The sequence below is a fragment of the Stenotrophomonas africana genome, assembly GCF_013004645.1.
GTDB lineage: Bacteria > Pseudomonadota > Gammaproteobacteria > Xanthomonadales > Xanthomonadaceae > Stenotrophomonas > Stenotrophomonas africana.
The window spans coordinates 21,079-34,495 of sequence record NZ_JABEME010000013.1 but is presented as its reverse complement, the minus strand read 5'-3'; the positions used below and the strand labels follow the sequence as shown (position 1 = coordinate 34,495).

Here is a 13,417-nt window from a genome sequence, read left to right as displayed (position 1 = left end):
CCACGCGGCCTGGCCGTGGGAAGGGACCGGACCGGCCTTCCCACCCTGGGCCCGACCAACTTTTCATGGGCGAGGGTGTCATGCGCAATCGAGTGACGCGGCGGTACTTCCAGCAGCTGTTCGCGCTGTATGCCGGTTTCGTGCAGTCGCGCTGAGGCGTAGAAGCCAGCGGGGTAGAGTCGACCGTTGGTCGACTATCGCGCGAAGCGCGGGGTTTTCGGTGGCTGAATCAAGGGCAGTCGACTAACAGTCGACTCTACCCAGTCGCCCCAATACCCAGTTGACCACCCAGTCAGTGCCGCTTGCCGCGGCGCGCCGGCGCCGGCGGCGGTGCATCCGAACGTGGCTTGGCGTACTGCGTCCACAGCGCCTGCAGTGCCTTGCCGGTGTGCTTCTGCCACAGCGCAGGCGTATAGCGGCCTTCGCGCAGGGCCTTGTCCAGCGCCAGCACCAGGCCGGGATACTCGGCCTCGGCCCATTTCAGGAACGCGCCGGTCACCCGGTAGCCGCTGTCGACGTTCTGTCCCTTCTCGACCTTGCCCGGCAGTGCCCAGCCTGCGGCGGCATTGTCCATGCCGTAGCGGTCGCGCGCGTAGTCGGCGATGCCTTCCACCAGCCAGCCCGGTACCCGTGTATCGCCGTAGCCGGGATACCCCTGCACGATGTGCATCGCCTCATGGGTGACCAGGTCGATGTCGTTCGGGTGTTGCGCAAGCCAGCCTGGATTGATGGTGATCGTCGCTGCCTGGTCCTTGTCACCGACGAAGGCGATGCCGGTGTAGGCCGGATCGATCACGATGCGCACCATCGACGGCGCTGCCGGGTGGAAGTCCGCACGTTCGCGCAGGTAGGCGAAGAAGAACGTATCGATCACCCGCTTGCGGTGCGGCGCGGCCAGGGCGCCACGGGCATCCTGGTAGTTCAGCGTCACACCGTCGCGGGTCAGCTGCGTATCGAACGCCTGGGTCTGGCCGAAACTTGGGAAGGACAGGGCAACAAGGGCCAGTGGCAGAAGACGGAAGCGCATGCCGCTCATTGTACGGTGCCGGCCGCCAACAGTTCGATCTCCGCCAGCGGCAGCCGTGCCGGTGCCGCCAGGCGCAGGCGGTACTCACTGTAGCGACCGGGTCTGGCGATGCGGAACGGACGGGTCTGGCGGGCGGATTCGAAATCTTCGCCGCTGCGCTGGTCGAGCACTGCCCAGCTGCCGCTGCCGTTGCGTGCTTCCAGCGTCCACTCACCGCCCAGGATGCGGCCGTCACCGCTGGTCAGCGTGTACATGGTCGGGGTGCCCTCGGCCAGGCCGGTCAGCGCGATGGTTGCACCGCCGCCCAGGCCCACCGTCGTGCCGGCATCGTCATCGACCAGCGCGGGCAGGGCACGGCCATCGGCCGACGTCGCCTTCGCGCCACTGCCCAGCAGGTCGTGCAGCTGCTGCGGGCGCTGCCCGCGCGCGGTCAACGAACGCGGCACGTCATCCACGCCGCTGCCCCAGCGCGACGGCTGCGGTCCCATCACGAAGTCGAGGGTCGCGCCCTTGGCGATCAGCTCGTGCGGCACCCAGGTCTTCGTCCACGGCTGGCCGTTGATCTTCAGCGACTGCACGTAGACGTTCTCACGCGAGTTGTTGGCCGCGTTCACGGTCAGCACGGCACCACCCTGCAGCTCCACCCGTGCGTGCTCGAATGCCGGCGAGCCGATCACGTACTCCGGGGCGCCCATGCGCAGCGGGTACAGGCCCAGCGAAGCAAGCACGTACCATGCCGAGGTCTCGCCGTTGTCCTCATCGCCCGGGTAGCCCTGGCCGATCTCGCTGCCGACATACAGCCGCGACAGGATCTCGCGCACGTGCTGCTGGGTCTTCCACGGCTGCCCGGCATACAGGTACATCCACGGGATGTGGTGCGCCGGCTGGTTGCTGTGCGCATACATGCCCATGCGCACGTCGCGTGCTTCGGTCATCTCATGGATGGTGCCGCCATAGGAACCGGCCAGTGCCGGGTCCGCGGTCTCCGGTGTGGCGAAGAAGGTATCCAGCTTCGCCGCCAGCTTCTCGCGGCCACCGTACAGCGCCGCCAGGCCCTCGCCATCGTGGGCGGCGGTGAAAGCGAAGGTCCAGCCATTGGATTCGGTGTAGTCGTGGCCCCACACGCGCGGGTCGTAGTCCTTGGCGTCCACGCGCCAGCGGCCATCGGCCTTGCGGCCCTGGAAGAAGCCGGCCGCCGGATCGAACATCGTCGCGTAACTGGCGGCGCGATGGCGGAAGTAGTCGGCCTCGGTGCTGTAGCGCTCGCGTGCGGCCGGCGTGGCCGCGCGCTTGGCCAGGGCATCGGCCATGTTGGCGATGCCGAAGTCATTGAGCGCGCCTTCCATCGTCCACGACATGCCTTCGTGCACGTCGGCGCTGGCATAGCCACGGAAGGTCGAGCGGTCCATGCCCTTGCGGCCCACATGGCGGTCGGGCGGGACCACGGTCGCGTTCTTCAGCGCGGCGGTGTAGGCCTCGGCCGGATCGAAGTCGCCGATGCCCTTCAGCCACGCATCGGCGAAGGCCACGTCCGAGCTGGTACCGACCATCAGGTCGGCGTAGCCCGGCGACGACCAGCGCGCGATCCAGCCACCGGCGCGGTACTGCTCGATGAAGCCCTGCACCATCTGCCCGGCATCCTCGGGCGTGAACAGTGCGTAGGCCGGCCATGTGGTGCGGAAGGTGTCCCAGAAGCCGTTGTTGACGAACACCTTGCCATCGCGCACGGCGGCGTAGCTGCGGGTCGCGCTGCCTTCGGTGTTGTCATCGCTGGCGCTGGCCTGGTTGGCGTAGCGCCACTCCGGTGCGGCGGCACTGCCCACGTTCTCGTGGCCGGAATTCGGGTACAGGAACAGCCGGTACAGGCTGGAATACAACGTGGTCTTCTGGTCGTCGCTGGCATCGCCGATGTCGAAGCGCGCCAGGCGCGCGTCCCACGCATCCTGCGCGCGGCCGGCCACGCTTTCCAGCGTATCGGCCACGGCGATTTCCAGCGCGAGGTTGTGCCGCGCCTGCTCGATCGAGATCAGCGAGGTGGCGATGCGCATGGTCACCCGCCGGTCGCTGCCGGCATCGAACTTGATGTAACCGGTCGGGCGCCCGGTGTCGAGGCGCCCACTGCCGCGCCACGGCTTGTCGAAGCGGGCCACCACGTACATGCGGCTGGCGCCGTTGGACAGGCCGCTGCGTGTGTCGGTGTAGCCGGACAGCGTCTGCGTGGCGGCGTCCAAAGTCAGGCCACCGCGTGCATCGACGTTGTCGAACAGCAGGTTGGCGTCGCCGCCCTCGGGGAAGTCGAAGCGGAACAGCGCAGCATGATCGGTCGGCGCGATGGCGGCAGCGATGCCGTTGTCGAAGCGCACGTCGTAGCGATACGGGCGCGCGCTTTCATGGCTGCGATCGAACGACAGCGCGCGCTTGCGGCGGTCGGCGTCCGGCACACCACGGCTGGCCGAGGGCATCACCTGGAAGGTCTGGCGGTCGCCCATCCACGGGCTGGGCTGGTGGCTCAGCGCAAGCGCCTGCAGCTGCGGACGGTTCTGTGCGTCGTTATGTTCGTTCCAGCGGTACAGCCAGTTCAGTGCGCTGGCATCGGTCACCGGGGTCCAGAAATTGAACCCGTGCGGCACTGCCGTGGCCGGGAAATTGTTGCCGCGCGAGAAGGTGCCGTTGGCCTGGGTGCCACGGGTGGTCAGCACCCAGTCGGAGACGCGCTGTGGCTGCTGTCGCGGCATTGCGTCCAGGCGCACGTCATCGATCCAGCCGGACACCGGCGCGCCCTCGGCACTGGCCACCTCCAGCTCGATCGCCACCACGCGGCGGCCCTTCAGCGTGGGTACGTCGCCCAGCCGCACTGCCTTGCGCGCCCACTGCTGCGGGTACAGCGTCTTCGACTCGCCCTGCGCGCGTGCGCCGATCGCCACCCCATGCTGGTCACGCGCCGCACCGGCCGAAACGCGGCTGCCATCGTCCAGCAGCAGGTCCAGTGACACATAGGTCGAGGCCACGGTGTCCTTGCCGACGATCTCCGGCAGCACCAGCCACGACAGGGTGGTATCGGCCTCGATCGGCAGGTCGGTCTTGAACAGCTCGCGCCGCGCGCTGCCGCCTTCGCTGCGGTAGCGCAGTGCATGCAGGCCGCTGTAGCCCGCATTGCGCTTGGCGGCGTAAGGCGCCGCAGGGCCGTTGCCGATCGTCACCTGCAGTGCACCCGCGGCCTGCGACGGGGCAGGTTCGCCGGGCTCGAAGGAGGTCTGCAGTCCCTGTGCCAGCACCGGCATCGCGGTAGTCGCACAGGCCAGGGCCAGAGCGAGCGGAAGCAGGGCGCGGCGTGGATCGGACAGGGTCATGCAAGGGTCTCCCGGAAGGGCAGGCGGCGGGCAGAACCCGCATCGGCGGACACCACGGACAGCATCGCTCCGCCCGCCGGGATGGCAGTGGAAGAGGCGATGCCGGTCCGGTGGGGGCGGGCCATGCGATCGGGTCGGATTGGGGCAGGCCGGTTCACGACCTGGCCCGATCCTGCAACAGCCGTGGCAACCTGACAAGTGCCATTTAGTTCGATCCAAATGCGGGAAATATCGTTGTCGGTGGTTTCACGCCGTTAACCTGCAGGATCGGTCGGGAATTCCCGTCGGCACCTTATCCCGAGGTGGCGTGCAGGGTCGCAGGGAATCGGCCCGGTACACGCAAAGACCTCTTGTTGCGCAATGTCGGGGCGGCCCGGATGCTAGAATCACAGGCCTCGCAACCCGTTCATCGACATCCGCCATGAGCCATACCGCCACCGCGCCCGCCAACGCCGAGAAGCGCTACACCGTGCACCGCAGCGATCTGCCGCTGAGCTGCCCGACCCCGGAAATGGCGCTGTGGAACTCGCATCCGCGCGTGTACCTGCCGATCGAAGACGAGCCCAATGGCGAAGCGCAGTGCCCGTACTGCGGTTCCGTGTTCGTGCTGGCCGACTAAGCGGCCGCCCCTTCGATGCGCCGATTGACCGTGGTGCAGTTGCTGCCGGCGCTGCACTCCGGCGGCGTCGAGCGCTCGACCCTGGAAATCGCTGCGGCCCTGGTCGCTGCCGGCCATCGTGCGCTGGTGGTCTCCGCCGGTGGCCGCCTGGTGCAGCCGCTGCTCGATAGCGGTGCCGAGCACCTCAACCTCGACATCGGCCGCAAGTCGCTGCTGACCCTGCGCCACCTGCCGACGTTGCGCCGCCTGTTCGCCGAAGTGGGCGCGGATATCGTGCATGCCCGTTCGCGACTGCCGGCCTGGCTGGGCCTGTACGCGATCCGTGCCATGCCCGCCGCACAGCGGCCGCACTGGGTGACCACCGTGCACGGGCTGAATTCGCCCAGTCGCTACAGCGCGGTGATGACCAGCGGTGAACGCGTGATCTGCGTGTCCAACAGCGTGCGCGACTACGTGCAGCGGCACTATCCGACGGTTCCCGAAGCGAAGCTGCAGGTGATTCCGCGCGGCGTCGATGTCGCACAGTTTCCGCGCGTGGCCCGCGCCGACCGCCGGCCACGACTGGCGCTGGCAGCCGATTACCCGTGGCTGGCGCAGGTTGAGGGCCCGCTGCTGCTGCTGCCGGGGCGGGGCACCCGGCTGAAGGGACATGTTCATGCGCTGCAGTTGCTGGCGGATGTACGCGCGGCCGGTGTGCCGGCACAGCTGTGGATGCTGGGCACCGATGAACCCGGCCGCGAAGCCTACGTGGCCGACCTGCGCCGGCAGGCGGCCGTGCTCGGCGTGACCGACGCCGTGCAGATCAGCACGCCGACCGCGCGTATCGCCCAGGCCTATGCAGCCAGCGATCTTGTGCTGCAGCTGTCGGACAAGCCCGAAGCATTCGGCCGCACCGTGGTCGAGGCGCTGTCGGTCGGCCGTCCGGTGCTGGGCTGGGATCATGGTGGCGTTGGCGAACTGCTTCGGCAGCTGCAGCCCACTGGCGCGGTGCCGCTGGGCGATGCACGCGCGCTGGGTGAACGTGCGCTGGCCCTGCTGGCGCAGCCGCCGTCCTTGCCGACCCGCATCCCGTTTACCCTGCAGGCCATGCAGCGCGATACCCTCCGCCTCTATGCCGACCTCGCCGGCTGACCCCGCCGTCACCGTGCGCGACGACCGCGCCGGGCGCTGGGCACCCTGGTGGGTGCTGGCGTACGTGGCGCTGTGGCCGTTGCCGGGCATCGCTGAAACCGTGCTCGGTCTTGGCGCGGTCTACGCCGCCGCGCGCATGGTCATGCGCCGCCTGCAGCGCCGCCCGCACCTGTTGAGCACGGCAGCCTGGGCGCTGACCTCGATCCTGTTCCTCGGCTATTGGCTGCCGCAGGCATTCTCGGCGTTTGATGCGATCGATCCGGCAGCGTCGTGGACGAAGGCGGCCGCCGGCCTGCGCTACCTGCCCTTCATGTGGCTGGTGGCGATCGCGGTGGCCACGCCGGAGCGGAGGCGGCTGACCTTCGGTGGCCTCGCGTTGATCACCGCTGCGTGGACGCTGGATGCGCTGGTGCAGGCGCTAGCGGGTACCAGCCCGTGGTTCTGGTCACTGGAGCAGCTGAAGCTGGCGGTGAGCGGCCATGCATTGTGCCCGGCCGACGAGGCTGCAGTGGCCGACCGCCTCAGTGGCGCACTGGGGCCGTGCAACCTGAAGTTCGGCCAGGTGCTGGCCAGCCTGTCGCCGTTCCTGCTGCTGCCCGCCGCGCGGCGCTTTGGCAATACGGGCTGGCTGCTGGCTGCGGCAGCGCTGGGCAGCGTGCTGCTGCTGGCCGGCTCGCGTGCCTCGTGGATCACCTTCGCACTGGTGCTGGGCTACAGCGGCGTACGCCAGTTCGGCTGGAAACGGCTGGCGGTGCTGGCGATGGTCGCTGTTCTCGGGGCAGGGGTGCTGACCGCCAGCGTTCCGCAGCTGCGCGAACGCTTTGCACGTACGGCGATGGCCTGGGATGGAGGCGAACGGGGTGTCGACGAAGCGCTGTCCGGTCGCGCGCGGATCTGGGAAGCGGCCGTCTGCATGATTGAGGCGCACCCGGTCAACGGGGTCGGCGCGCGCGGTTTCCGCGATGCCTATCCGGCCTGCGTGGCCGATGAGGGACCGGCGGTGTGGGGCAATGCCCCTGCGTTGCACGCCCATCAGATCGTGCTGGAAATCCTGGCAGAAACCGGTGTGCTGGGCCTGCTGCTGTGGCTGGCGGCGGTGGCCCAGGCCTGGCGGGCATGGCGCTATGCGCCAGCCGTTGCCCGTGAGCGTGCGCGGCCGGCAATGCTGGCGCTGGCGGTCACGGTGTTCCCGCTCAACACCCACCTGGCGTTCTATTCGGCGTTCTGGGGGGGGCTTACCGTGCTGTTGGCAGCGCTGTTCGCCGGCAGCCTGCTGGCACGCGAATCGGACGAGTCTTCGCCGATGCAGTAGTTGCCAACCTTGGTTGGCTCCTTGGGACCAGCCCCGGTTCATCGGCGCCAACCAAGGTTGGCGACTACCATGAGCACGCCGGCCCTTCCACCGCATCCGGTTATTTGTAGAAGTCGCTCCGGCCACCCGGCTGGCGCTTGAAACGACGGTGGATCCACAAGTACTGGTCGGGCGCTTCGCGCACCATCTCTTCGATGGCCTGGTTGACCCGCGTGGTATCGGCTTCCACGTCCTCGCTGGGGAAATTCTCCAGCGGCGCACCGATCTTCAGGAAGTACCTGCCGCCTTCGCGACGGTGGAAATACGGGATCACCGCACAACCGGTCATCCGCGCCAGCTGGTGGGTGGCGGTGATGGTGGACGCGGTGTGGCCGAAGAACGGCACGAACACGGTGTCCTTGCCACGCATGTCCTGGTCCGGTGCATACCAGAGGAAGCCACCCTTCTTCAGGTGCCGCACGGTGGCGCGGATGTCCTCGTTGGCGAACATCGCCTTGGCATAGCGCAGGCGGCCGAACTTCACCGCCCATTCGTACACCGGGTTCTTGTGCTTGCGGTACATGCCGGACAGGTCGACGTAGTCGCACAGCAGGCGGCCGCACATCTCCAGGGTCATGAAGTGGCCGGAGACCAGCAGCACGCCACGGCCTTCGGCCTGCATCTGCCGCAGGTGCTCCAGGCCTTCGATCTGCACCTGCGGGCGGATGCGGTCGATGCTGCCCCACCAGGCACGGATGCACTCGAACACGCCCACGCCCAGCGCATCGAAGCTGTCGCGTACCAGGCGTTGCCGCCAGGCTTCATCCTTTTCGGGGAAGCACAGCTGCAGATTGACCTCGGCGGCGCGACGGCGGCTGCCGAGCAGGCGCCAGGTGATCCAGCCGACGCCCCGGCCCAGCGCACGCTGCAGCATCCACGGCAGGCGGGCGATGGCGAAGGCGCCGAACATGGCGGCGAACATCGGCCAGTTGCGCGGATCGCGCAGCGACGGGCGGACGGCGGTGGTGGCATCGGACATTGCCCCATTCTACCAAGGCGGCCGCGTGTCTTTCCCGGGGGGCTCCCGTATCCTTGCCGCATGCGTAAAGACCCTGTCGAATGGATCCTGCGCGGCCTGTATTCGGTCGTGCTCTACATCCTGCTGCCGATCACCGTGTATCACCTGGTCTGGCGCGGTTTCCGGGTCCGTGAGTACTTCCGGCGCTGGGACGAGCGCTACGCCTCCTATCCACAGCCGACCGGCCAGCCACGGGTCTGGCTGCACGCGGTGTCGGTGGGCGAGGTCAATGCCGCCGCGCCGCTGGTGAACGCCCTGCGCGAGCAGCGCCCGGACATCCGCTGGGTCATCACCACCATCACCCCGACCGGTTCGGAGCGCGTGCGAGCGCTGTGGGGCGATGCGCTGGACCACGTCTACCTGCCGTACGACGTGCCCGGCAGCGTCAACCGCTTCCTCGGTCACTTCCAGCCCAGCCTGGCGCTGATCCTGGAAACCGAGCTATGGCCGAACATGCTGTTCGGCTGCCGTGACCGGGGCATTCCGGTCTACATCCTCAATGCGCGCCTGTCTGCACGCTCGTTGCGCGGCTACCGGCTGCTGGCGGCGCTGATCCGGCGCGCCCTGCGTACGGTCACCTGCGTGGCCGCGCAGTCGCAGGACGACGCGGACCGCTTCGTGCAGCTGGGTGCTGCCCCGGAGCAGGTCCAGGCGCTGGGCAACCTCAAGTTCGACATCGCCACGCCGGACGTGCAGAGCTTCGTCGAGCAGTTCCACGCCCGCGTGCCGGCCGGGCGTCCGGTGTGGATCGCCGCCAGTACCCACGATGGCGAAGAACAGGCGGTGGTCGACCTGCACCGTCGCCTGCGCCAGCAGCATCCCGACCTGCTGCTGCTGTGGGCGCCGCGTCATCCCGAGCGCTTCCCGAAGGTAGAGGCGCTGACGCGCGAACAGGGCTGGAACGTGGCCACCCGGCGCGCGAAGCAGTGGCCCGAGGCCGACACCGACGTGTTCGTCATCGACACTCTGGGCGAGCTGATGCCCTTCTATGCCTGCGCGCAGGTGGCGTTTGTCGGCGGCAGCCTGCAGCCGATCGGTGGCCACAATCTGCTGGAGCCGGCGGCGATGGGCACCGCTGCCGTGACCGGCCCGCACCTGCACAACTTCGCTGAGATCTCGCGCCGCATGCGTGAGGCCGGCGCACTGCTGATCGGCGAGGACGTGCAGGCGGTCGGCGACCTGTTGCAGCACCTGCTCGACGATGTACAGGCGCGCCAGGACATGGCGCGCGCTGGCTGCACGCTGGTCAGCAATGGCCGGGGCGCCCTGCAGCGCACGCTGGCGCTGGTCGCGCCGCATCTGCCGCCACCGCGGAGCTGAGACGCCTACCGGCAGCAGGCCGGTCGGCTGACGTGATCGACTACATCAATTCTGCTTAGCGACCGGAATCCTGTCGCAGCAGGACCGGTTATGGGCCTTCCATCGTGTCTGTGATCACATCGCGGAGCCCCCGGTACAGATTCTGATACCGCCCCTTGGCGCAGGCTGCCAGCCTGCTGCCGACCGCACCTGGGCGGATATCAAGGGGACTTGCGATGGACAGCGACAACAGCCTCGACCGGGATGCCCGCCTCGGCAGGGATCGCGTCGCGACGGTGGCACTGACGCTGCTGCTGGGGGGCAGCGTGATCGCTCTGGTCGGCCAGCACACCGCCGCGCAGGCGGGACCGGCCATCGTGCTGAGCCTGTTGTTGGCCGCGCTGGGCACCTTGCCCCTGCTGTGCTGTCTGCACGTCCTGAACCCGCTACTGCCCGTTGATGGCCTGCTGGGTCTGCTGCGCGCGGGATCGGGCAGGGCATCTGCCGGCCTGCTGGGTGGCATGTTGCTGCTGGAGCTGGTGGCGACCAGTGCCGGCGCGGCGCAATCCCTGGCCAGTCATCTGCGCGTGTTCCTGCTCCGCTGCGGCATCGATGCCGGCAACGCCATGCCGGATCAGCTGGCGGCGGTCTTCGGCCTGCTTCTGCTTGGCGTGGTCGGGTTGCTGCCGCCACGTCGTGTGGTACTGGCTGCCTGTGCGTTGCTCACGATGAAGATCGGCATCGGCCTGCTCCTGCTGGCCCTGGCGGCGCGTTACGTGCACTACGCACATTGGATTCCATGGTTGCCGGAAGCAACGGCGCCTTATCGTTTCGGACTGGGTGGAGTGCTGGCGGCGAGCGTACCGCTGCTCGGCGTGTTCGCCAGCGTTGGCCTTGCGCTGGGATTTCCCGGCATGGGCCGGCAGGAGAGGGCACGGACCATGCCGCTGCTGGCAGGGATGCTGCTGCTGGCCATGCTGCTGCTTATCGTGCTGGCCGCGTTGCAGGCAGGACTGGTGGAGTTCCCTGCATTGGCCAGTACGCGACCGTTGTCGGTGGCGCTGCAGCAGCACCCGCAGCTGCACTGGATGATGCCGTTGCTGCCACTGGCCGGTGCAGCAGGGTTGGCGGCGCTGCTGCTGGTAGTGATGAGGGTTGCCGCGCGCCTGGCGGCGCAGCTGTGGCCTGCGGCCAGCCATGCAGTGGCAGGATTGCGGGCGCGACTGGCGTGGTGCGTGGTGGTGGTGTCGGCGGCGGTGCTGGCGCTGCTGCTGCCCGTTGGTACGCTGCCGGTGCTGCCTGGCCCGGCAACCCTGCTGGTGATGGCGGCCTTGTGCCTGACCGTGCTTCGCGTGCAGGCGCCACCCTCACGCGTCTTGCCGGTGCTTGCGCCCGTGGCTGCGGCACTGTGGGTGTTGGCCGCAGTGGGGCGCATGCGCGTCTGGCCGGGCTGATCGCCGTGCAACGGCCACAAAAAAGCCACCCTCGTGGGTGGCTTCTTCGTTGCCGGCGGGGCGACCACTCAGTGCGTGGTCGTTGCCGGGTTGCCCGCGTCCTGGGTCAGCAGGCGGTTCACGTCCTGCAGCTCGGCCACATCCAGCGCACCCAGCGACTGGCTCAGCAGCAGGCGGTTCTGCAGGAAGGTGTAACGGGCCTGGGCGTAGTCCAGCTGCGCCGAGAACAGGATGCGCTGGTTCTGGATCACGTCCAGCACGGTACGGGTACCGACTTCCAGCCCGACCTGCGAAGCATCGTAGGCGCTCTGTGCCGAGACCACCGCCAGGCGGCGCGCTTCCACTTCGCTGATGCCCTGCACCAGGGTCTGGTAGGCATTGCGGGTGTTGCGGTCCAGGGCGCGCTTCTGCTGCTCGTAGCCGTCCTGGGCGATGTCACGCTGGGCCAACGCCTGACGCACGCCGGACTGGGTGGCACCGCCGGCGAAGATCGGCACGCTCAGGGTCAGGCCGATGCTGTTGGTGCGCGCATCCGGCGACAGCGAACCCGCGCCGGTGCTGTCACCCCAGGTCGCGCTCTTGCCCCAGCTGCCGCCCAGCGACAGGGTCGGGTAATGACCGCCACGGGCAGCCTGCACCCCTGCCTCGGCGGCGCTGACCTTCAGCTCCTGCGCTTTCAGTGCCGGATTCTGGGTGGTGGCCTGGTGCACCAGCTCATCGATGTTGCCGCGGTTGGCCGGCACTTCCGGGCGGAAGTCGGCCGGCAGGCCGCGCAGGTTGACCACCGGCTGGCCGGTCAGCTCGGTCAGTGCCTGGTAGTTATCGGCCAGGGTGTTCTGCGCAACGATGGTGTTGGCGCGCGCCTGGTCGTACTGGGCGCGGGCTTCGTGCACGTCGGTGATCGGCGCCAGGCCCACTTCCAGGCGCTTGTCGGCGAAATCGAACTGCTTTTTCGCGGCCGCTTCGTTGGTCTGTGCGGCGTTCAGCGATTCGATCGCCACCAGCACGTTGAAGTAGGCCGCCGACGTGCGGACGATCAGGCTGTCGTTGGCCGAATCGAGGGTGAAATCCGCCGCCTTGCTCAGCTCGCGCTGCGAACGCAGGTTGTTGATCTGGGTCCAGTTGAACAGCGTCTGGCTGCCGTCGATCGTGTACGTGCGGCGCTTGTTGGTGAACGAGCCGGAGTTGTCGTCGGCGTTCGGCTCGCTGCGCGTGCGGTTCAGCTGGGCCTGGCCGTTGATCTGCGGCAGCAGGGCGGCGCGCGCCTGCACGGCACCTTCCTTGTCGACCAGCCGGGTCGATTCGGCGGCGGACAGCTGCGGATCGCCGTTGCGGGCCATTTCGTAGACCTGCAGCAGGTCGGCGGCATGGGCGGACAACGGCAGCAGGGCAGTGGCCAGCGCAACAGCGAGGGATCGGCGGATCATTGCGGCTTCCTTGGACTCAGAGGTGGAACTGGGGTGCCGGGGCGGCACCGCGCAGGTAATCAATATCGGTCTCGAACAGGGACTCGGTGCTGCCGTCGGCCTTGATCAGCAGGGCCTCCATCGCCGGCGAGCGGCCGTGGATCACGAACAGGCGTCCACCCGGACGCAGCCACGAGGCAAACTGTGACGGCACCACGTCGACCGCGCCAGTGACACAGATCACGTCAAAGCGGCGTTCGGTCTGCCAGGACAGGGCGTCAGCCACTTCCACGCGGACGTTGGTGCCCAGGCCGGAAGCGTCCAGGCGGGCACGCGCGGCGGCGGCCAGCTCCGGGTCGATCTCCAGGCTCAGTACGTCGCGCGCCAGCGCGCCGATGCAGGCTGCCAGGAAGCCGCTGCCGGTGCCGACTTCCAGCACTTCATCACCCGGCTGCAGATCCAGTGCCTGCAGGGTACGGCCCTCGATGACCGGCTTCATCATCTTCTGGCCATGGCCGATCGGCAGTTCGACATCGGCGTAGGCCAGTGCCCGGTGTGCATCGGCGACAAAGGCCTCGCGCGGCAGGCGGGCCAGGACGTCGAGCACCTTGATGTCCAGCACGTCCCAGGGACGGATCTGCTGTTCCACCATCAGTTCGCGGGCGTGGGCGTAATCAATCGTCATGAGGTTCAAATCCAGCGCAGTGGGCCGGCCATTTTACCGGTGCCGGAGGCCGGCGGCGCGCCCAGAGCATCAGCTGC

Annotated in this window: 10 protein-coding genes; 5 read left to right on the top strand and 5 right to left on the bottom strand. The window is 68.3% G+C overall.

Features of this window, described 5'->3' with window-relative positions:
• Positions 1 to 292: 292 nt before the first annotated feature.
• The gene (locus HLA98_RS18255; RefSeq protein WP_057500336.1) at positions 293 to 1,036 is read right to left on the bottom strand and encodes a basic secretory protein-like protein; all 744 of its coding nucleotides are present in this window, start codon (positions 1,034 to 1,036) and stop codon (positions 293 to 295) included.
• Positions 1,033 to 4,377 (bottom strand): GH92 family glycosyl hydrolase, encoded by a 3,345-nt coding sequence (locus HLA98_RS18250; protein ID WP_057500337.1) that lies wholly within the window; start codon positions 4,375 to 4,377, stop codon positions 1,033 to 1,035. Before HLA98_RS18250 ends, HLA98_RS18255 begins: the two co-directional genes overlap by 4 nt.
• Positions 4,378 to 4,798: 421 nt before the next feature.
• On the opposite strand from HLA98_RS18250, the gene HLA98_RS18245 reads away from it, so the two are divergent.
• From HLA98_RS18245 to HLA98_RS18235, 3 genes are read left to right on the top strand one after another with little or no spacing between them, the layout of a single operon-like run.
• Positions 4,799 to 4,996 (top strand): zinc-finger domain-containing protein, encoded by a 198-nt coding sequence (locus HLA98_RS18245; protein WP_005410967.1) that lies wholly within the window; start codon positions 4,799 to 4,801, stop codon positions 4,994 to 4,996.
• A 15-nt stretch (positions 4,997 to 5,011) separates the two neighbouring features.
• Entirely contained in the window at positions 5,012 to 6,127 is a 1,116-nt protein-coding gene (locus tag HLA98_RS18240) for a glycosyltransferase (RefSeq protein ID WP_057500338.1), read from the top strand.
• A complete protein-coding gene (locus tag HLA98_RS18235) occupies positions 6,108 to 7,439 on the top strand; it encodes an O-antigen ligase family protein (protein WP_057500339.1) in 1,332 nt (443 codons plus the stop codon). Before HLA98_RS18240 ends, HLA98_RS18235 begins: the two co-directional genes overlap by 20 nt.
• Positions 7,440 to 7,539: 100 nt before the next feature.
• On the opposite strand, the gene HLA98_RS18230 is transcribed toward HLA98_RS18235, so the two are convergent.
• Positions 7,540 to 8,457: an LpxL/LpxP family Kdo(2)-lipid IV(A) lauroyl/palmitoleoyl acyltransferase gene (locus HLA98_RS18230; protein ID WP_049444013.1), complete on the bottom strand. Its 918-nt coding sequence runs from the start codon at positions 8,455 to 8,457 to the stop codon at positions 7,540 to 7,542.
• Between the two features lie 60 nt (positions 8,458 to 8,517).
• Here HLA98_RS18230 and waaA point away from each other — a divergent pair, with 60 nt between their 5' ends.
• A complete protein-coding gene (waaA, locus tag HLA98_RS18225; RefSeq protein ID WP_057500340.1) occupies positions 8,518 to 9,816 on the top strand; it encodes a lipid IV(A) 3-deoxy-D-manno-octulosonic acid transferase in 1,299 nt (432 codons plus the stop codon).
• Positions 9,817 to 10,031: 215 nt separating this feature from the next.
• On the top strand, positions 10,032 to 11,249 hold the full coding sequence (locus HLA98_RS18220) for a hypothetical protein (protein ID WP_057500341.1): 1,218 nt from the start codon (positions 10,032 to 10,034) through the stop codon (positions 11,247 to 11,249).
• A gap of 68 nt (positions 11,250 to 11,317) precedes the next feature.
• Here HLA98_RS18220 and HLA98_RS18215 read toward each other — a convergent pair whose 3' ends face one another.
• Together HLA98_RS18215 and HLA98_RS18210 are read right to left on the bottom strand one after the other, a co-directional pair.
• A complete protein-coding gene (locus tag HLA98_RS18215) occupies positions 11,318 to 12,676 on the bottom strand; it encodes a TolC family outer membrane protein (protein WP_057500342.1) in 1,359 nt (452 codons plus the stop codon).
• 16 nt (positions 12,677 to 12,692) lie between these two features.
• Positions 12,693 to 13,340 (bottom strand): protein-L-isoaspartate O-methyltransferase family protein, encoded by a 648-nt coding sequence (locus HLA98_RS18210; protein ID WP_057500343.1) that lies wholly within the window; start codon positions 13,338 to 13,340, stop codon positions 12,693 to 12,695.
• Between the last annotated feature and the right edge of the window lie 77 nt (positions 13,341 to 13,417).

What these genes read in the sequence shown, in the direction of transcription:
- HLA98_RS18255 (WP_057500336.1), bottom strand. Translation starts at nt 1,036, where the DNA reads ATGAGCGGCATGCGCTTCCGTCTTCTGCCACTGGCCCTTGTTGCCCTG.
- HLA98_RS18250 (WP_057500337.1), bottom strand. Translation starts at nt 4,377, where the DNA reads ATGACCCTGTCCGATCCACGCCGCGCCCTGCTTCCGCTCGCTCTGGCC.
- HLA98_RS18245 (WP_005410967.1), top strand. Translation starts at nt 4,799, where the DNA reads ATGAGCCATACCGCCACCGCGCCCGCCAACGCCGAGAAGCGCTACACC.
- HLA98_RS18240 (WP_057500338.1), top strand. Translation starts at nt 5,012, where the DNA reads ATGCGCCGATTGACCGTGGTGCAGTTGCTGCCGGCGCTGCACTCCGGC.
- HLA98_RS18235 (WP_057500339.1), top strand. Translation starts at nt 6,108, where the DNA reads ATGCCGACCTCGCCGGCTGACCCCGCCGTCACCGTGCGCGACGACCGC.
- HLA98_RS18230 (WP_049444013.1), bottom strand. Translation starts at nt 8,457, where the DNA reads ATGTCCGATGCCACCACCGCCGTCCGCCCGTCGCTGCGCGATCCGCGC.
- waaA (WP_057500340.1), top strand. Translation starts at nt 8,518, where the DNA reads ATGCGTAAAGACCCTGTCGAATGGATCCTGCGCGGCCTGTATTCGGTC.
- HLA98_RS18220 (WP_057500341.1), top strand. Translation starts at nt 10,032, where the DNA reads ATGGACAGCGACAACAGCCTCGACCGGGATGCCCGCCTCGGCAGGGAT.
- HLA98_RS18215 (WP_057500342.1), bottom strand. Translation starts at nt 12,676, where the DNA reads ATGATCCGCCGATCCCTCGCTGTTGCGCTGGCCACTGCCCTGCTGCCG.
- HLA98_RS18210 (WP_057500343.1), bottom strand. Translation starts at nt 13,340, where the DNA reads ATGACGATTGATTACGCCCACGCCCGCGAACTGATGGTGGAACAGCAG.